At 63.4% G+C, this 17331-nt stretch carries 18 protein-coding genes; 14 read left to right on the top strand and 4 right to left on the bottom strand.

Going from position 1 to position 17331, the window contains the following annotated elements:
- Positions 1-21: 21 nt before the first annotated feature.
- A complete protein-coding gene (locus B586_RS17380) occupies positions 22-1203 on the bottom strand; it encodes an acyl-CoA dehydrogenase (protein ID WP_054879287.1) in 1182 nt (393 codons plus the stop codon).
- A 218-nt stretch (positions 1204-1421) separates the two neighbouring features.
- Here B586_RS17380 and B586_RS17375 point away from each other — a divergent pair, with 218 nt between their 5' ends.
- The 12 genes from B586_RS17375 to B586_RS17320 all read left to right on the top strand — a co-directional run bounded on the left by B586_RS17375 (position 1422) and on the right by B586_RS17320 (position 13393).
- Entirely contained in the window at positions 1422-1613 is a 192-nt protein-coding gene (locus tag B586_RS17375) for a ferredoxin (protein WP_047316343.1), read from the top strand.
- 90 nt (positions 1614-1703) lie between these two features.
- Entirely contained in the window at positions 1704-2606 is a 903-nt protein-coding gene (locus tag B586_RS17370; protein ID WP_054879288.1) for a 3-oxoacyl-ACP reductase, read from the top strand.
- Positions 2607-2904: 298 nt separating this feature from the next.
- On the top strand, positions 2905-3669 hold the full coding sequence (locus B586_RS17365; protein WP_047316312.1) for an MlaE family ABC transporter permease: 765 nt from the start codon (positions 2905-2907) through the stop codon (positions 3667-3669).
- A 6-nt stretch (positions 3670-3675) separates the two neighbouring features.
- Positions 3676-4518: an MlaE family ABC transporter permease gene (locus B586_RS17360; protein WP_047316313.1), complete on the top strand. Its 843-nt coding sequence runs from the start codon at positions 3676-3678 to the stop codon at positions 4516-4518.
- A gap of 18 nt (positions 4519-4536) precedes the next feature.
- Complete coding sequence (locus B586_RS17355) at positions 4537-5739, top strand: MCE family protein (RefSeq protein ID WP_054879289.1); 1203 nt, start codon at positions 4537-4539, stop codon at positions 5737-5739.
- Positions 5739-6785 carry an MCE family protein gene (locus B586_RS17350; protein ID WP_047316315.1) on the top strand — a complete coding sequence of 349 codons (1047 nt, stop codon included), beginning with the start codon at positions 5739-5741 and terminating at the stop codon, positions 6783-6785. Before B586_RS17355 ends, B586_RS17350 begins: the two co-directional genes overlap by 1 nt.
- A gap of 91 nt (positions 6786-6876) precedes the next feature.
- The gene (locus B586_RS17345; protein ID WP_047316316.1) at positions 6877-7926 is read left to right on the top strand and encodes a virulence factor Mce family protein; all 1050 of its coding nucleotides are present in this window, start codon (positions 6877-6879) and stop codon (positions 7924-7926) included.
- Positions 7927-7940: 14 nt separating this feature from the next.
- On the top strand, positions 7941-9317 hold the full coding sequence (locus B586_RS17340) for a virulence factor Mce family protein (RefSeq protein WP_054880841.1): 1377 nt from the start codon (positions 7941-7943) through the stop codon (positions 9315-9317).
- Positions 9314-10468, top strand: coding sequence for an MCE family protein (locus B586_RS17335; protein WP_047316317.1), 1155 nt, complete (start codon positions 9314-9316; stop codon positions 10466-10468). Before B586_RS17340 ends, B586_RS17335 begins: the two co-directional genes overlap by 4 nt.
- A 23-nt stretch (positions 10469-10491) precedes the next feature.
- Positions 10492-12174 (top strand): virulence factor Mce family protein, encoded by a 1683-nt coding sequence (locus B586_RS17330; RefSeq protein ID WP_054879290.1) that lies wholly within the window; start codon positions 10492-10494, stop codon positions 12172-12174.
- Between the two features lie 11 nt (positions 12175-12185).
- On the top strand, positions 12186-12911 hold the full coding sequence (locus tag B586_RS17325; RefSeq protein WP_047316345.1) for a hypothetical protein: 726 nt from the start codon (positions 12186-12188) through the stop codon (positions 12909-12911).
- Positions 12911-13393, top strand: a complete 483-nt coding sequence (locus B586_RS17320) for a mammalian cell entry protein (RefSeq protein ID WP_047316319.1) — start codon at positions 12911-12913, stop codon at positions 13391-13393. Before B586_RS17325 ends, B586_RS17320 begins: the two co-directional genes overlap by 1 nt.
- Before the next feature lie 108 nt (positions 13394-13501).
- On the opposite strand, the gene B586_RS17315 is transcribed toward B586_RS17320, so the two are convergent.
- Genes B586_RS17315 through B586_RS21170 form a run of 3 tightly spaced genes read right to left on the bottom strand, consistent with a single transcriptional unit; the run spans position 13502 to position 15830 of the window.
- A complete protein-coding gene (locus tag B586_RS17315; RefSeq protein ID WP_047316346.1) occupies positions 13502-14074 on the bottom strand; it encodes a hypothetical protein in 573 nt (190 codons plus the stop codon).
- Positions 14075-14108: 34 nt separating this feature from the next.
- Positions 14109-15665 (bottom strand): alpha,alpha-trehalose-phosphate synthase (UDP-forming), encoded by a 1557-nt coding sequence (locus B586_RS17310; protein ID WP_047316320.1) that lies wholly within the window; start codon positions 15663-15665, stop codon positions 14109-14111.
- Positions 15666-15830: a hypothetical protein gene (locus B586_RS21170; RefSeq protein ID WP_156166235.1), complete on the bottom strand. Its 165-nt coding sequence runs from the start codon at positions 15828-15830 to the stop codon at positions 15666-15668.
- A gap of 219 nt (positions 15831-16049) precedes the next feature.
- Between B586_RS21170 and B586_RS22440 the strand changes: the two genes are divergently transcribed.
- The gene (locus tag B586_RS22440; protein WP_257720469.1) at positions 16050-16178 is read left to right on the top strand and encodes a hypothetical protein; all 129 of its coding nucleotides are present in this window, start codon (positions 16050-16052) and stop codon (positions 16176-16178) included.
- A gap of 111 nt (positions 16179-16289) precedes the next feature.
- Positions 16290-17147, top strand: coding sequence for a DivIVA domain-containing protein (locus tag B586_RS22275; RefSeq protein WP_231584524.1), 858 nt, complete (start codon positions 16290-16292; stop codon positions 17145-17147).
- Positions 17148-17331: the final 184 nt, after the last annotated feature.

The following is a 17331-nucleotide window of genomic DNA, read 5'->3' as shown; positions in this document are numbered from 1 at the left end:
AATGTCTTCCTGCTAGAAGGGTCAACGGTTGGCTCGGGGTAGTCCCAGCGCGACCATCCCAATGATGTCGCGTTGGACTTCGTTGGTACCGCCGCCGAAGGTCAGGATCAGGCAGGCCCGGTGCATCCGCTCGGCCCGGCCGCGTAGCAACGCACCCGGCGAGTCCTGCCGCAGGGTCGCCCCGGTACCTAGCACCTCCATCAGCAACCGGTAAGCCTCGGTGGCCAGCTCAGTCCCGAATACCTTGGCGGCCGATGCATCGGCCGGTGACGGGGAGGCGTGCTGAGACGAGGCCAGCTCCCAGTTGATCAGCTTGAGGACTTCGACCTTCGCGTGCACCCGAGCCAGATTGAGCTGCACCCACTCGGAGTCGATCAGCCGTGCGCCGCTGGCATCCTTGGTGTGCTGCGCCCATTCGCGAACCTCTCGCAGGCACGTCATGATCGGTGCCGGCGACACCAGCGCGACTCGCTCATGGTTGAGCTGGTTGGTGACCAGCCTCCAGCCGCCGTTCTCCTCGCCGACCCGGTTGGTCACCGGCACCCGCACATCGGAGTAATAGGTGGCGCTGGTGTCCGGACCGGCCATGGTGTGCACCGGTGTCCACGAGAATCCCTCCGCGGTGGTCGGCACGATCAACACCGAGATGCCGCGGTGCTTTTTGGCTTCGGTGTTGGTGCGCACCGCCAACCAGACATAGTCCGCGTACTGGATCAAGCTGGTCCACATCTTTTGGCCGTTGATCACGTAGTCGTCGCCGTCGCGCACCGCGGTGGTGCGCAGGTTGGCCAGGTCGGTGCCGGCACCGGGCTCGGAGTAGCCGATCGCGAAGTGTAGATCCCCGGCAGCGATGCGCGGCAGGAAGAACTTCTTCTGTTCGTCGGTCCCATAGGCCATGATCGTCGGTGCCACGCTGTTGATCGTCAGGAACGGAACTGGGGCACCCGCGATGGCCGCTTCGTCGGTGAAGATCAGCGAGTCCATCGGCGAGCGGTCTTGGCCGCCGTACTCCTTGGGCCAGTTCAGGGTGAGCCACCCGTCTTTGCCCATCTGCGCGACGGTCTCCCGGTACACATTGCCGGTGCCGTATTCGCCCTGGACCGAGCTCAGCGCCTCGCGGCGCTCCGGCGTCATGAGTGTGGTGAAGTAGGACCGCAGTTCGCGACGCAGCTCCTCCTGTGCAGGGGTGTAACTGATGCGCATTCCAGCCGTCCTTCGAGTTAAGCGATCGTATCCACATTGCTAGCCAGCGCTGGGCTCCGTACGTCAGCCAACGACTACCCATCCGTCTTCCCGGTTGTAACACGTTCTAGTGTGGGAATCCAGCGACCGTTTCGTCAGGCCTACCGGGGCCTTATGGTGGGTGTTAGATACTGATGAGCTCCTGACGGGGGCAGGTGGCCAGGTTTGAGGAGGGTGTCGTGCGAGTAATCGTGGACCGTGACCGGTGCGAGGGTAATGCGGTGTGCTTGGGACTCGCGCCAGATGTGTTCGACCTGGACGACGAGGACTATGCCGTAGTGAAGACGGATCCGGTTCCATCCGACCAGGAAGATCGGGTCGAACAGGCGATTGCCGAGTGCCCGCGTGCGGCGCTGCTGCGGCAAGACTGACCCGAAACTAGAGGTATTCATAAGTTGACTAGGCCTAATGGCCCGGCTTCCCCGCAGACCCCAACGCGGTCTGCATCGTCGCCGGGCTGCATGAACGCGACCGATCTATCCGGAAAGGTCGCGGTGGTGACCGGTGCGGCCGCGGGACTGGGCCGGGCCGAGGCGATCGGTTTGGCCCGGTTAGGTGCCACCGTAGTCGTCAACGACATCGCTGCCGCGCTGGACGCCTCCGACGTGATTGACGAGATCGGCGCCGTCGGTAGCAAGGCGGTAGCGGTGGCCGGCGACATTAGCCAACGCGCGACGGCCGACGAGCTGATCACAAGGGCCGACGGTTTGGGCGGACTGGACATTGCGGTGAACAACGCCGGCATCACCCGCGACCGGATGCTGTTCAACATGTCCGACGACGACTGGGACCAGGTCATCGCCGTGCACCTGCGTGGCCATTTCCTGCTTACCCGCAACGCGGCAACCTACTGGCGCACCCAGGCTAAGGAGGCCAACGAGGGCTCTATATACGGCCGGATCATCAACACCTCCTCGGAGGCGGGCCTGGTCGGTCCGGTGGGCCAGGCCAATTACGGCGCCGCGAAGGCCGGCATCACCGCGCTCACCCTGTCGGCCGCGCGCGCGTTGGGTCGTTATGGGGTGTGCGTCAACGCCATCTGTCCGCGCGCCCGCACCGCGATGACGGCCGACGTCTTCGGCGAAGCGCCCGAAATAGCCGAGGGTCAGATCGACCCGTTGTCGCCGGAGCACGTGGTGACCCTGGTCCAGTTCTTGGCGTCCCCGGCGGCCGCGGAAGTCAACGGTCAGGTGTTCATCGTGTACGGCCCGCGGGTGACGCTAGTTGCCCCGCCGAGCGTGGAGCGTCAGTTCGGCGCGGACGGCTCGGCCTGGCAGCCCGACCAGCTGAGCGCCACGTTGCAGAATTACTTTGCCGGCCGGGATCCGGAACGGAATTTCTCGGCTATCGGTCTGATGGCCTAGGGCGGTAGCCAGGCTGGCCGTCGCTGTCCGTATGTCTGGCGCGGCGAGCACGAACGACCTACAGCCACTTCCTTGCGACGCCCTACTACCGACCGGGAATCGTCGACGCACCGAAGTGACCCGAGCGTATCGCGGTCCGGCGATACGTGTCCGTGCCCTCATCGATATATTCGGAGGTTCATCGACACCCGGAACATGTTCTAGCTACTATGAGCCGGCTCATCCTGAGCACTGGGCTAGCTCTGGACGCTAACGAGATGTACAGACATCGCCGCCACCAGCAGACGGAGGGAGCGAGTTGATCCAACAACTTGCCGTTCCGGCCCGGGCCGTCGGCGGGTTTTTCGAAATGTCATTGGATACCCTTCGTGCCACTTTCCGTCGGCCGTTCCAATTCCGCGAGTTTCTGGATCAAACGTGGATGGTCGCTCGCGTGTCACTGGTCCCGACGCTGCTGGTCTCCATCCCGTTCACGGTCCTGGTTGCGTTCACTCTTAATATCTTGCTGCGTGAGATCGGGGCTGCCGATTTGTCTGGCGCCGGAACGGCATTCGGCACGATCACCCAGCTGGGCCCGGTCGTAACCGTGCTCGTCGTGGCCGGCGCCGGTGCCACCGCGATCTGCGCTGACTTGGGCGCTCGCACCATCCGCGAGGAAATCGATGCGATGCGGGTGCTGGGCATCGACCCGATCCAACGGCTCGTCGTCCCTAGGGTTTTGGCGTCCACCCTGGTTGCGCTGCTGCTCAACGGGTTGGTGTGCGCCATCGGCTTGTCGGGAGGTTATGCCTTCTCCGTCTTCCTTCAGGGCGTGAACCCGGGAGCGTTTATCAACGGGTTGACCGTGCTCACCGGACTGCGTGAGTTGGTTCTCGCCGAAATCAAAGCGCTGCTGTTCGGAGTCATGGCCGGGCTGGTCGGGTGTTACCGTGGCCTGACCGTCAAAGGCGGGCCCAAGGGCGTCGGCAACGCCGTCAACGAAACTGTTGTCTACGCATTCATCTGCCTGTTCGTCATTAATGTCGTCATGACCGCTATCGGCGTCCGACTCTCGGCGAAGTGAGCGAGGATGAGCTACGACCTGACAATCCGGGTTCGCCGCTTCGTTTCCCGGCTGCAGCGGCCGGTTGACGAGTTCGGCGAGCAGGCCTTGTTCTACGGCCAAACCGTGCGCTACATCCCGAACGCGCTTACCCGATACCGCAAGGAGACGATCCGACTCGTTGCCGAGATGACGCTGGGCGCGGGCGCGCTCGTGATGATCGGCGGCACGGTTGGGGTTGCGGCGTTCCTGACGTTGGCCTCTGGTGGCGTCATCGCGGTGCAGGGCTACTCGTCGTTGGGCGACATCGGTATCGAGGCGTTGACCGGCTTCCTATCCGCGTTCCTGAACGTCCGGGTTGTCGCGCCGGTGATTGCGGGTATCGCGTTGGCGGCCACCATCGGTGCTGGCGCCACCGCGCAATTGGGCGCAATGCGGGTGTCCGAAGAAATCGACGCGGTGGAGTGTATGGCGGTGCACGCGGTGTCGTACCTGGTGTCCACCCGGCTAATCGCCGGTCTCGTGGCGATCATCCCGCTGTATTCGCTATCGGTGCTCGCCGCGTTCTTCGCGGCTCGCTTCACCACCGTGTACATCAACGGGCAATCCAAAGGCCTATACGACCACTACTTCAACACCTTTCTTATCCCGTCCGACTTGCTGTGGTCATTTCTGCAGGCCATCGTGATGTCGATCGCGGTGATGCTGGTGCATACCTATTACGGTTACAACGCCAGCGGCGGGTCGGTCGGCGTCGGCATCGCAGTCGGCCAGGCGGTGCGAACCTCGCTGATCGTGGTGGTTGTCATTACTCTGTTGATCTCGCTGGCGGTGTACGGCGCGTCCGGTAACTTCAATCTCTCCGGGTAAGGAGACCACCACAGAACAATGGCAAACGCCGGATCGCGACGCAGAACTGTTCGGCTGGCAGCGGCGCTGCTGGCCGGGTTGATTGTCGCGTCGGTCGCCCTCACTTACTTTTCGTACACGACGGCTTTCACATCGACCGACACCGTCACGGTGTCGTCGCCGAGGGCCGGCCTGGTGATGGAGAAGGGCGCCAAAGTTAAGTACCGCGGCATCCAGATCGGCAAGGTCACCGACATCAGCTATCGCGACGACCAGGCACAGCTAACGCTGGCCATCGACAGCGCCGAGATGCGTTTCATTCCCTCCAATGCGACAGTCCATATCGCGGGCAACACCATCTTCGGCGCCAAATCGGTGGATTTCGTTCCGCCCGACACGACTCCAGCCCGGCCGCTGCGTCCGAATGCGCACGTGCGGGCCTCGGCGGTGCAGCTGGAAGTCAACACCTTGTTCCAGTCGCTCATCGACCTGCTACGCAAGATCAATCCCGTCGATCTGAACGCGACACTGAGCGCACTGTCCGAAGGCCTGCGTGGTCATGGCGATGACCTGGGCGCGTTGCTGTCGGGCCTCAATACGTTGGCGCAGCAGGCGAATCCGAAACTCGCCACGCTGCAAGAGGATTTCCGTAAGGCCGCGGTTGTCGCCAACATTTACGCCGACGCCGCGCCCGATCTGAACACCGTGATCAACAATGTGCCGACGATTAGTAGGACGATCGTCGACCAGCGGCACAACCTGAATGACGCACTGCTGGCCACCATCGGGCTCTCCAACAACGCCTACGAGACGCTGGAGCCGGCGGAGCAGAACCTCATCGACTCCGTTAGCAGGCTGCGGGCCCCGCTGAAGGTAGGTGCTGACTACTCGCCGGAAATGGGCTGTTTGTTCCGCGGAATCAGCCGGGGAGTCCGAGAGTTCGCGCCATTGATCGGTGTCCGCAAAGCGGGCTTGTTCACATCGTCGAGCTTCATCTTGGGTTCGCCCGCCTACACCTATCCGGAGAGCCTGCCGATCGTCAACGCCTCCGGAGGTCCGAACTGCCGCGGATTGCCGGACATTCCGACCAAGCAGGCCGGGGGATCGTTCTACCGGGCGCCGTTCTTGGTCACTGACAACGCCTACATCCCCTACGAGCCGTTCACCGAACTGCAGGTCGATGCGCCCTCAACGCTGCAGTTCTTGTGGAACGGTGCTTTCGCAGAACGGGACAAATTCTGATGGCGCTCCTACCGTCCTACCGGTCGATGGCGATAAAAGTCAGCGTCTTTACAGCGGCCATGTTGCTGGTGGCCGCCGGCCTGGTGGTGGTCTTCGGTGATTTCCGGTTCGGTCCCCAAAACACCTACCACGCCACCTTCACCGACGCGTCCCAGTTGAAAGCCGGGCAAAAGGTACGTATCGCTGGCGTGCCGGTCGGTTCGGTCCAGAATGTCAAGCTCAACCGCGACAACAGCGTCGATGTGACGTTCGGAATCGACAAGCACTACACGCTGTATTCGTCCACGCGCGCGGTGATCCGGTATGAAAACCTGGTCGGCGACCGATTCCTAGAGATCACTGCAGGTCCGGGGGAGCTGCGCAAGCTGCCGCCGGGCGGCACGATCAACTCGGCGCACACTCAGCCCGCGCTGGATCTCGACGCGTTGCTGGGCGGACTACGGCCGGTGCTCAAGGGCCTGGACGCAGACAAGGTCAACACGATCAGCAGTGCCGTCATCGAGTTGTTGCAGGGGCAGGGTGGAGCGTTGTCGAAGGTGCTGGCCAGTACCAGCGCGTTCTCGTCGGCGCTAGGCAAACGTGACCAGTTGATCGGTGACACGATCACCAACCTCAATGCGGTGCTTTCGACCGTCGACCATAAGAGCGCGCAATTCTCGGCCAGCGTTGATCAGCTGCAGCAATTGATCACCGGGCTTGCCAAAAACCGGGACACGATCGGGGGTGCTATCCCGCCGTTAGCGTCGACGACGACCGATCTAACGCAACTGCTGCAGAATTCACGCCGGCCGCTGCAGGGCATCCTGGAAAACGCCCGGCCGCTGGCTACCGAACTGGACAACCGCAAGGCCGAGATAAACAACGATGTCGAGCAGCTGGGCGAAGACTACCTGCGGCTTGCCGCGCTTGGCGCCTACGGGGCGTTCTTCAACATCTATTTCTGCACAGTGACGATCAAGATCAACGGGCCAGCAGGAAGCGACATTCTGCTACCGATTGGCGGCCAGCCGGATCCCAGCAAGGGGAGGTGCGCCTTTGTCAAGTGATGCTGAACCGCGCAAGCGTAGCGGGTCGCCACGCATGCAACCTCGTGGTGATCGCAAGCGCGGCGGAGCCGGGCGTAGCGGGTCGCCACGCATGCAACCTCGCGATCCGCTGCGCACCGGCATCTTCGGCTTGGTGCTGGTGGTCTGCGTCGTGTTTATCGCGTTTGGCTACAGCGGGTTGCCATTCTGGCCGCAGGGACAAACGTACGACGCCTACTTCACCGACGCCGGCGGCATTACGCCTGGTAACTCTGTCTATGTGTCGGGACTCAAGGTCGGCAAGGTAGTGGCCGTGGGTCTGGCCGGGGACAGCGCCAAGATCACTTTCAGCGTGGACCGCCACGTCGCCGTCGGCGATCAGTCGCTGGCGGCGATCCGGACCGATACCATCCTCGGCGAGCGCTCCGTCTCGGTGAGCCCGGCGGGCACCGGCAAGGCGACCAGTATCCCGCTGAGCCGGACGACTACTCCGTACACGCTCGCCGGCGCACTCGAGGATCTGAGCCAAAACGCGAACAACCTGAACAAGCCCCAGTTCGAACAGGCGTTGAAGGTACTCACCGACACACTGCGCGACGCCACCCCGGAGCTGCGCGGTGCCCTGGACGGGGTGACGTCGCTGTCCCGCACCTTGAACCACCGTGACGAGGCGCTGCAAGACTTGTTGGCGCACGCGAAGTCGGTGACATCGGTGTTGTCGCAGCGCGCCGAACAGGTCAACAGGCTGATCGTCGACGGCGACGCGTTGTTCGCCGCGCTCGCCAAGCGGCGTGCCGCGTTGAGCCAGCTGATCTCCGGGATTAGTGATGTCGCAGCACAAATCTCCGGCTTCGTCGCCGACAACCGCAAGGAGTTCGGCCCCGCGCTGAACAAGCTCAACCTGGTGCTGGACAATCTCAACGAGCGCCGTGACTACATCACCGAGGCACTCAAACGGCTGCCCACCTACGCGACCGAGCTCGGTGAGGTGGTCGGATCTGGTCCGGGATTCAACGTCAACGTCTTCAGCGTGTTGCCGGCGCCGATGATCGCCACGGTATTCGACCTTGTCTATCAGCCAGGCAAGCTGCCGGATAGCCTTGCCGACTACCTGCGCGGGTTTATCCAGGAACGCTGGATCATCAGGCCGAAGTCGCCATGATGGCGAAAGTCGGCATGGTGAAGGGGATCGCCGGCGGGCGGGGACTGCGCTACGGCGCCGTGATCGCGTTGGTCGCGGTGCTGGTGGGCGGTGTCTATGTGCTCTCGTCGGGAAGGAACAGCCGAACTATCGTCGGCTATTTCGCGTCTGCTGTCGGGATCTATCCCGGAGATCAGGTCCGCGTTCTTGGCGTCCCGGTAGGCGAGATCGACGCGATCGAACCACGGGCTTCCGATGTGAAGATCACCATGTCGGTGTCCAAAGACGTCAAGGTGCCCCTGGACGCCCGCGCCGTCATCATGTCGCCGAACCTGGTGGCGGCGAGGTTCATCCAGCTCACCCCGGCATACACCGGCGGAGCGGTATTGCCCGACGGCGGCAGCATAGATCTGGGCCGCACTGCGGTCCCGGTGGAATGGGATGAAGTGAAGGAGGCGCTGAGCCAACTCGCCGCCCAGCTCAGTCCGGCGTCCGGACAAATGCAAGGGGTACTGGGCGCAGCGATCAACCAGGCCGCGGACACGCTCGACGGCAACGGTGAGTCGTTCCACAACGCGTTGCGTGAGCTTGCGCAAGTTGCTGGGCGCCTGGGGGATTCGCGCGACGACATCTTCGGCACGGTCAAGAACCTGCAGGTACTGGTCAACGCACTGGCGGCAAGTAACGAACAGATCGTGCAGTTCGCCGGAAATGTGTCGTCGGTGTCGCAGGTGCTCGCGGACAGCTCGCGCAATCTGGACGGCACCTTGGCCACGCTTAACAAGGCGATGGTGGACATCCGAGGATTCCTGCATGAAAACAACTCGACGCTGATCGGAACGGTCAACAAGCTCAATGACTTCGCCCAGACGTTGAGTGACCAGAGCGACAACATCGAGCAGGTGCTGCATGTGGCCGGCCCCGGCATCGCCAACTTCTACAACATCTATGACCCGGCGCAGGGCACGCTGAACGGCCTCGTGTCGATACCTGAATTTGCCAATCCCGTCCAGTTCATCTGCGGTGGCTCGTTCGACACGGTCGCCGGGCCATCGGCACCCGACTACTTCAGGCGCGCCGAGATCTGTCGTGAACGGCTGGGGCCGGTGCTGCGCCGGCTCACCATGAACTACCCACCGATCATGTTCCATCCGCTCAACACGATCACGGCGTATAAGGGTCAGATCATCTACGACACCCCAGCCACCCAAGCCAAGGCGCAGACACCGGTTCCCGAGCTGACCTGGATACCCGCTCAACGATCGCCAACCATGCAGAACCCGGCGGACCTCCAGAGCCTGCTGGTCCCGCCCGCCCCGGAGGTCGGCCCCACTCCAGGCCCGGCGCCCCTGCCAGCACCGGCTCCAGCGTCTACCGAACCGCTACCGGCTGAACAAAGTTCTGGCAGATGAATCGAATCTTGCTGCGCGGCAGCGTGTTAGCGGCAGCTAGCGCGCTGTTGGCCGGTTGTCAATTCGGCGGCCTGAACTCGCTGCCCCTGCCCGGCACGGCCGGTCATGGCAGTGGCGCATACACAATCACCGTCGAAATGGCCGACGTGGCAACGCTGCCGCAGAACTCGCCAGTCATGGTCGACGAGGTCACCGTCGGCAGTGTCTCCGGCATTCAAGCCAAGCAACGGGCCGACGGAAGTTTTTATGCTGCAGTGAAATTGGCGTTGGACAAGGATGTGGTGTTGCCAGCCAATGCGACCGCGAAAGTCGCTCAGACGTCGCTGCTGGGCTCGCTACACATCGACCTGACCGGTCCCCGGAACCAGCCGCCGAACGGCAGGCTGAGCAACGGGGCGACAATCCAGGAGTCCAGCACGGGCCGCCTTCCCACCACGGAAGAGGTGTTCTCCGCGCTCGGTTTGGTGATCAACAAGGGCAATGTCGGTGCGTTAGAAGACATCACCAATGAGACCTACCAGGCCGTGGCAGGTCGGCAGGACCAGTTCGTCGACCTAATTCCCAGGCTCGCCGAGTTGACGGCGGGACTCAATCGCCAGGTCAACGACATCATCGACGCGGTCGACGGGATAAACCGGTTTTCCGCGATCCTGGCCAGCGACAAGGACAACCTGGGCCGGGCGTTGGACACATTGCCTGAAGCGGTACGCGTGCTCAACAACAACAGAGATCGCATCGTTGAGGTGTTCGCGGCGCTCGAGCGGCTAGCGATGGTCACGTCGCACGTGCTCACCAAAATCAAGGTGGACTTCGCCGCAGACCTCAAAGGCTTGTACTCGGTGGTCAAGGCTCTCAACGACAACCGAAAAGACTTCGTCACCTCACTGCAACTCTTGTTGACCTTCCCGTTCCCCAACTTCGGTATCAAGCAGGCCGTACGCGGTGACTACCTCAACGTGTTCACCACCTTCGACCTCACCTTGCGCCGGATCGGTGAGACGTTCTTCACCACGTCGTACTTTGACCCGAACATGACGCACCTGGCCGAGGTTCTCAACCCGCCCGACTTCTTGATCGGCGAGCTAGCCAATCTGTCCGGACAAGCCGCTGATCCGTTCAAAATCCCCGCCGGTACGGCCGCGGGTCAGTAAGGGGCAGTAGGGATGAGGCGCAGATGATAGACCGACTGACCAAGATCCAGGTTGGCATTTTCGCGCTGGTCACCGCCATCACGCTGACTTTGATAGTGATTTTTTATCTGCGGGTGCCGGCCGCGTTCGGTATCGGGACGTATCACGTGACCGCCGACTTCGAGGCCGGCGGTGGCCTGTACAAGAACGCCAACGTCACTTTCCGTGGTGTCGCCGTCGGCCGGGTGGAGTCGGTGGGGCTCAATCCCAGTGGTGTTGATGCCCAAATGCGGCTGAACAGCGGCACCGCGATCCCGTTGAATGTGATCGCCTCGGTAAAGAGTGTGTCGGCCATCGGTGAACAGTACGTCGACCTGGTGCCTCCCGCGAAGCCGTCATCGATCAAGTTGCGCAACGGATCCCGGATCCAGCGGAGCAACACCAGAATTGGCGAAGACGTCGCCACCCTGCTGCACCAGGTCGAGGCACTAGTCAACAGCCTCGGCGACACCCGGCTTCGGGACTTGCTGCATGAGACGTTCGCCGCGGCTAACGGCTCCGGTCCCGAACTGGCCCGGCTGCTCGAATCTGCGCGGTTGCTCGTCGACGAGGCCAACGCCGACTACCCACAAATCTCGCAGTTGATCGATCAGGCGGGCCCGTTACTGCAAGCCCAGATTCGTGCCGGCGCCGACATCAAATCCCTTGCCGATGGGCTGGCGCGGGTCACCTCCGAGCTGCGGCAGGCCGACCCCCAGGTGCGGTCAACGCTGGCTAACGCCGCGAGTACGGCCGACGAGGGCAGCACCGCGTTCTCCGGTATCCGTCCCTCCTTTCCGGCGCTAGCGGCCAGCCTGGCCAACCTGGGCCGGGTAGGCGTGATCTATCACAAGTCGATTGAACAGCTGTTGGTAGTCTTGCCGGCGTTGTTTGCGGCGCTCACCACGGCCGCGGGTGGAGCACCTCAAGACGAGGGCGCCAAGTTGGACTTCAAGGTCGACCTGAACGACCCGCCGCCCTGCGCCGTCGGCTTCCTGCCTCCGCCGTTGATCCGGTCGCCGGCCGACGAGACGCTGCGGGAGCTCCCGAAGGACATGTACTGCAAGGCCGCCCAGAACGATCCCAGCACGGTACGGGGCGCGCGCAACTACCCATGCCAGGAGTACCCCGGCAAACGCGCACCGACGATTCAGCTGTGTCGTGACCCGAAAGGCTATGTGCCGGTGGGTACTAACCCATGGCGCGGTCCGCCGATCCCGTCCGGTACGCCGGTAACTGATGGACGAAACATCTTGCCGCCCAACAAGTTTCCATATATTCCACCAGGAGCTGATCCCGATCCTGGCGCGCCTATCGTCGGCCCGCCTCCACCGGGTGAGGTGGCGGGTCCAGGGCCGGCGCCGCACCAGCCCGCGATGGTTCCGCCGCCGCCCAACGACAACGGGCCGCCGCCGCCGTTCACGTCGTGGATGCCGCCGGGGTACCCGCCGCAGCCGCCCCAGTTGCCGTACCCGGCGACGATCCCCCCGCCGCCATCACCGGAAGGCACCGGCCCAACGCCTGGTCCGCAGCCGCAGGCCAGCGGCCCGGCTTACACCACGTATGACCAAAACACCGGAGCCTTTGCAGACCCGGCGGGGGGCACTGGTATTTTCGCGCCCGGTATCAATGGCGCATCCAGTGCTGAGAATTGGGTAGACCTCATGCGTGATCCAAGGCCGCTTTAGTGGCGGATGTTGTGACCTCTCGTGTTACGGGGCAGCCGCCGACACCGCCGCGCGTTCGTCGGCGGGCATCCCGGGCGGCTGGCCCCGCGAAAGGCCAGCCCGGCGCCACCACCACGGTTCGGGCCGACGGTGCGGCCGGACAGCCAAAGCCGGCCCAGCCCAGCCGGCCAGAGCGGCCAGTTGGGCCGAGCGGGCGCGTCAAGCCGCCGCCGCGCCGGCCCGCTCACCGCGTGCTGGTCGGATCGATCGCCCTGGCCGGCGCACTGCTGGCGATTACCGCGCTGGCCGGCTGCCTGACCGCCCTGGTCGTCCAGCATCGGCACAACGAGGCCGAACAAGCGCGCGACCAGCGCTTTGTCGACACCGCGACGCAGACGGTGGTCAACATGTTCAGCTATCGGCCGGACAATATCGACGAGAGCGTCAACCGATTCGTGAACGGCACCAGCGGCCCGCTGCGCGGCATGCTCAGCTCCAACAACAACGTCGACAACCTCAAAGGCCTGTTTCGCTCCACTAACGCGACATCCGAAGCCGTCGTCAACGGTGCTGCCCTGGAAGGCGTCGACCCGGTAACCGACAATGCGTCGGTGCTGGTGTCGGTGCGGGTGACGGTCGCCGACATCGATGGCGTCAACAAGCCGTCGATGCCTTATCGCTTGCGGGTCATCGTGCACGAGGACGACGGCGGGCGGATGACCGGCTATGACCTGAAATATCCAGACGGCGGCAACTGATGCGGTGGTTGAACGCTGTCACCTGCTCCGTGCTGGTCGCGGTTATCGTCGGGTTGTCCGCCGCGGGTGGCTGGTTCTATTGGGAGCGGGTCCAAACCGGTGGCGAGGAGTCAGCGCGGGCGGTCCTGCCCGAGCTGGCGGCCAAGGAGATACCCGAGGTTTTCGCTTACGACTACCAGACCGTCGAACGCAGCCTCACGGCTGCCTATCCGTTGCTGACGCCTGACTATCGCCACGAGTTCCAGAAGAGCGCCGATTCGCAGATCATCCCGGAGGCGAAGAAACGCGAGGTGGTCGTTCAGGCCAATGTCGTGGGCGTGGGGGTCATGTTCGCCAAACGCGATTCGGCGTCGGTGATGGTTTACATGAACCGCACCGTGACGGACAAGTCACGGCAGCCGCTCTACGACGGCAGCCGGTTGCGGGTCGACTTCACGAAGATCGGCGACAAATGGCTGATCGCCTACATCACGCCCATCTAGGCATGACGGTGCGGCGGCCCGAGCACGAACGTGCGGCTAGCTTCACATTCGGCACCGAACGTGCGGCTAGCTTCACGTTCGGCAAAGATCCGAATGGCTCGGTAGCTCTCAATAACACATGGCAATGTTGTTGCAGTACAACGGATAACGTTGGACCGGGCTGGGTGGCGGTCCGACCAGCTGCAGCGAGAACGGTTGCTTGCTCATCTCGGGCTGCAGGCCGCAGACGGCGCCGTGCAATGTGGTGTGCGTACCGGCGAGCGTCGCATCATCGAACGAATACGTTTCGGTGGACGGTGCGGTGCTGCCGTCCGGACACGACACGCCTTCGGGCTGATTCACCTGGAAGGTCCAAAGCACGCTCGCCAGCCGAGCCCTGGCGCTGAAGTTCTGCAGCCGGTCGGCGCGGGTGATCTGCTCGGGCGTCTGACTCGCCACATTCAGAGCACATTGGAACGCCCAGGTGACCGGGTCGGAATAATCGGCCTGGTTTCGGGTCCCGGATGGCTGGTCACACAACGCGGTGATAGTCCAGGTAACCCCGGACACGCCGGCCTGGTTGAAGTTGTAGTTGCCGTCCGGCGGTGGGCCGACGGCACTCGCAGGGTCGGCGGATTGCAGTGCAATCCCGAGTGCAATGGCCGAGAGGATGCCGGCACCAGCGGCCAGCCCGCGACGGATGTATGGCACGGTGTTCCTCTCTTCGCGCTGGAAGTTACGTCGTGTCGCGCGCCGGCGCCTCGGCGAGTGCGTCGAGAAATGATCGCGCCCAGCGATCGACGTCATGGGCGAGCACTTGGCGTCGCAGCGACCGCATCCGGCGCCGTGCCTCCTCGGCCGGCTGATTGAGCGCCGCCTCGATCGCGTCCTTGACCCCTTCTAGGTCGTGCGGGTTGACCAGATAGGCCTGCCGGAGTTCCGCGGCGGCCCCGGTGAATTCGGACAGGACGAGCGCGCCGCCAAGATCGTTGCGGCACGCGACGTACTCCTTGGCCACCAGGTTCATCCCGTCCCGCAGCGGGGTAACCAGCATGACATCACTGGCCACATAGAACGCGATGAGTTCATCGCGGGGAACCGGACGGTGCAAGTAGTGCACCACGGGATGACCGACCTCGCCGTATTCGCCATTGATGTGGCCAACCTGGCGTTCGATGTCATTGCGCAGAAGCTGGTAGCTCTCGACCCGTTCGCGGCTTGGTGTTGCCAGCTGGACTAGGACGGTGTCGTCCCGCTTCGCGCGACCCTCGGCGAGCAGCTCAGCGAAGGCCTTCAACCGAACATCGATGCCCTTGGTGTAGTCGAGTCGGTCGACGCCAAGCAGGATCTTGCGGGGGTTGCCCAACTCGGCCCGGATTTCGCGGGCGCGGCGCCGGATGTTGCGGTCGCGGGCCGCTTGGTCGATCTCTCTGGAGTCGATCGAGATGGGAAACGCGCCCACCTGGACCGTGCGGGACTCCTCCTCGGCCCGCTTCGCGGGCTGCATTGTCGCCAGATGGCGCGCGCTTGCGATCGCCGCGAACTGCACCGCACCGAACCGTGACCGCACACCAACCAATCCGCGCGACGTGTTGGCGCCGAGCAGATGCCGGGACAGGAACAGGAAATTCTGTGCACCGCTGGCCAGATGGAACCCCACTAGGTCAGCCCCGAGCAGACCCTCGATGATCTCGGTGCGCCACGGCATCTGCATGAACAGCTCTACCGGCGGGAACGGGATGTGCAAGAAGAAACCGATGGTCAGGTCGGGCCGCATCGTGCGCAGCATCCTCGGTACCAGCTGTAGTTGGTAGTCCTGCACCCATACGGTCGCACCGTGGGCGGCCGTGCGTGACGTGGCTTCGGCGAAGCGACGGTTGACATCGACATAACATTCCCACCACTCGCGGTGGTAAATGGGCTTGACGATGACGTCGTGGTACAGCGGCCACAGCGTAGCGTTCGAGAACCCTTCGTAGTACTCGGCGACGTCCTGTGTGCTCAGCCGTACCGGATACAGTGTCAGGTCATCCTGGATGAACGGCTCGATATCCAGGTCGAGGTCCACGTCGTCGTCGACCACGCCCGGCCAACCGACCCAGGCCCCCCGCCGCCGACGCAGCAGCGGCTCTAACGCCGTGACCAACCCGCCTGGACTGCGCTTCCAGGTCGCAGTGCCATCGGGAAGCCGCACCTGATCGACTGGCAGTCGATTGGCGACCACCACGAAGTCGGAATCCCCGAGGCGCTCGCCACGTGAGGCCTTCGAGCCGTGGTCGCCGCCCGGAGCCATTTACGTCTCGTGTTTCGCTGGCCCAATGCCGAGCATGGATAAGAAAATCCGGCACTCGTCCGCGTCGTTGGCATACGCGGCGACGACGCGCCTGGCCTGGCTTGCCGTGCTGTCGGCCAGTGGCTCGACGTCGTCAATTTCGCCAGGGTCAGATTTTGTAGGCATTACTTAACTGTAAGGGAAGCTCGTACTGCGTCGCAGCTGTCGCAGGTGTCCCGGTGGCTACGCCAGGCTCGGCATGCGGCGCAGACTGCCGAGATTCTGGGCAAGGCCCTCGATGGGGACACTGCCAGGATGCGATTGAGATGAATCTCCTAGCGAACGTTTGAGGCATCCACGCCGCCGCCTGTTGCGGGCCGATACCTGGGCGGCCATCGACCGCGGTTGACGATTGCCGCGCCGCTGACGGCAGGTTCGCTGACCGGCGCTGACGTCGAAGAACTCGACATCCAGGCGCGGACAACCGACTGTCTGGCGCACTTCCCGCAGCCCGCCGCACAGTCGTCGGTTTGAGCTGACGCTCGTTATTCAGTGGCAAACGAAGCACAGCGCCGCGAAAAAAATATTATCCTAAGCCGCATTGCGGCTCGCCGGCCGGTGCCCAAGGCTCCGGGAGGAGAAACAATGACTCTCACTCCAGCTGATGTCCACAACGTCGCCTTCTCGAGGGCGCGCATTGGCAAGCGCGGTTACAGCGAGCAAGAAGTCGATATCTTCATCGACCTGGTTGAGCAGGAGCTGACTCGACATATCGAGGAAGACGTGGAACTCCGCAATCGGAACGCCGAGCTCCGTAACCGCGACGGGGGGCTCCGTAAGCGGGAAGTCGCGCTGGCCGAGCGGGAAGCCGCCGTGTGTCAACACGAAGACCAGGTCCGCCAGCAGGAAATCCGGCTTCGCCAGCAGGAAACCCAGCTTTCCCACCTGGAGGCGCAACTCGCTCAGCGAGGAGCCCCGCTTCCTCAGCAGCTAGCCCAGCTTCGCTATCGGGAGGCTCAGCTTGCTCAGCATCAAGCTGAGCTCACTCAGCAGGAAGCTGAACTAGCCCAATGGGAATCCGAGCTTGACCAGCGCGAAGCGGAGCTTGACCAGCGGTTGGACCAACAGCAGGCGGTGGCCTCCCGCGTTGGCGCAGAGGTCGCAAACCACCAGATGGCGCGGCCGTATCCGCCCGTGTCGCAAAACGGGGCCAACGGCACGTCGCATCGCCAGGAGGGGCGGACAGTCGCCTCGGTTCACGGCCGCCATGACATGGAGCGGATGGCGATTCGGGCGGTGACCGACACGCTCGGCAACACCATCACCGAAACGGTCCATGAGCGGCTGCGCAGGAGCGATATTGACCACGACGGTTCGGGTGTGGCGTCCGAACAGTTCCCCCAACTTGACCAGCTGAAGCAACAGAACGCAGAGCTTGCCCGCACCAATGGCCTCCTCAAGGCTGCCGCGGCTCTTCTGGCGGCGGCGCTGGACCAGCCGTAGTGGTGTGCTCGTCGGAAACCGACGGCTGAGCCGGCCGGGCTGCTCGATGCTGGAGGAGCCGCTGGCATGGTGCTGATTCGTAGCTGCTGACACCGGTCAGCCCGGCGGCGAATGCGCTGGGTGCTGGCCGTAACGTGGAAAAGGTCGGACCAGATACGCAGCAAGCCTGATAAGCGAGGTAGGC

The organism is Mycobacterium haemophilum DSM 44634, from assembly GCF_000340435.2.
Taxonomy (GTDB): Bacteria; Actinomycetota; Actinomycetes; order Mycobacteriales; family Mycobacteriaceae; genus Mycobacterium; species Mycobacterium haemophilum.
The sequence above is the reverse complement of the archived record's forward strand: the minus strand, read 5'-3'. Positions and strand labels throughout refer to the sequence as shown.

Bases quoted from the DNA above. Each gene is read 5' to 3' on its own strand.
- B586_RS17350 (WP_047316315.1), top strand. From the start codon at position 5,739: ATGGCGCTCCTACCGTCCTACCGGTCGATGGCGATAAAAGTCAGCGTC.
- B586_RS17340 (WP_054880841.1), top strand. From the start codon at position 7,941: ATGGTGAAGGGGATCGCCGGCGGGCGGGGACTGCGCTACGGCGCCGTG.
- B586_RS17330 (WP_054879290.1), top strand. From the start codon at position 10,492: ATGATAGACCGACTGACCAAGATCCAGGTTGGCATTTTCGCGCTGGTC.
- B586_RS17320 (WP_047316319.1), top strand. From the start codon at position 12,911: ATGCGGTGGTTGAACGCTGTCACCTGCTCCGTGCTGGTCGCGGTTATC.
- B586_RS22275 (WP_231584524.1), top strand. From the start codon at position 16,290: ATGACTCTCACTCCAGCTGATGTCCACAACGTCGCCTTCTCGAGGGCG.
- B586_RS17335 (WP_047316317.1), top strand. From the start codon at position 9,314: ATGAATCGAATCTTGCTGCGCGGCAGCGTGTTAGCGGCAGCTAGCGCG.
- B586_RS21170 (WP_156166235.1), bottom strand. From the start codon at position 15,830: ATGCCTACAAAATCTGACCCTGGCGAAATTGACGACGTCGAGCCACTG.
- B586_RS17355 (WP_054879289.1), top strand. From the start codon at position 4,537: ATGGCAAACGCCGGATCGCGACGCAGAACTGTTCGGCTGGCAGCGGCG.
- B586_RS17360 (WP_047316313.1), top strand. From the start codon at position 3,676: ATGAGCTACGACCTGACAATCCGGGTTCGCCGCTTCGTTTCCCGGCTG.
- B586_RS17310 (WP_047316320.1), bottom strand. From the start codon at position 15,665: ATGGCTCCGGGCGGCGACCACGGCTCGAAGGCCTCACGTGGCGAGCGC.
- B586_RS17380 (WP_054879287.1), bottom strand. From the start codon at position 1,203: ATGCGCATCAGTTACACCCCTGCACAGGAGGAGCTGCGTCGCGAACTG.
- B586_RS17370 (WP_054879288.1), top strand. From the start codon at position 1,704: ATGAACGCGACCGATCTATCCGGAAAGGTCGCGGTGGTGACCGGTGCG.
- B586_RS17345 (WP_047316316.1), top strand. From the start codon at position 6,877: ATGCAACCTCGCGATCCGCTGCGCACCGGCATCTTCGGCTTGGTGCTG.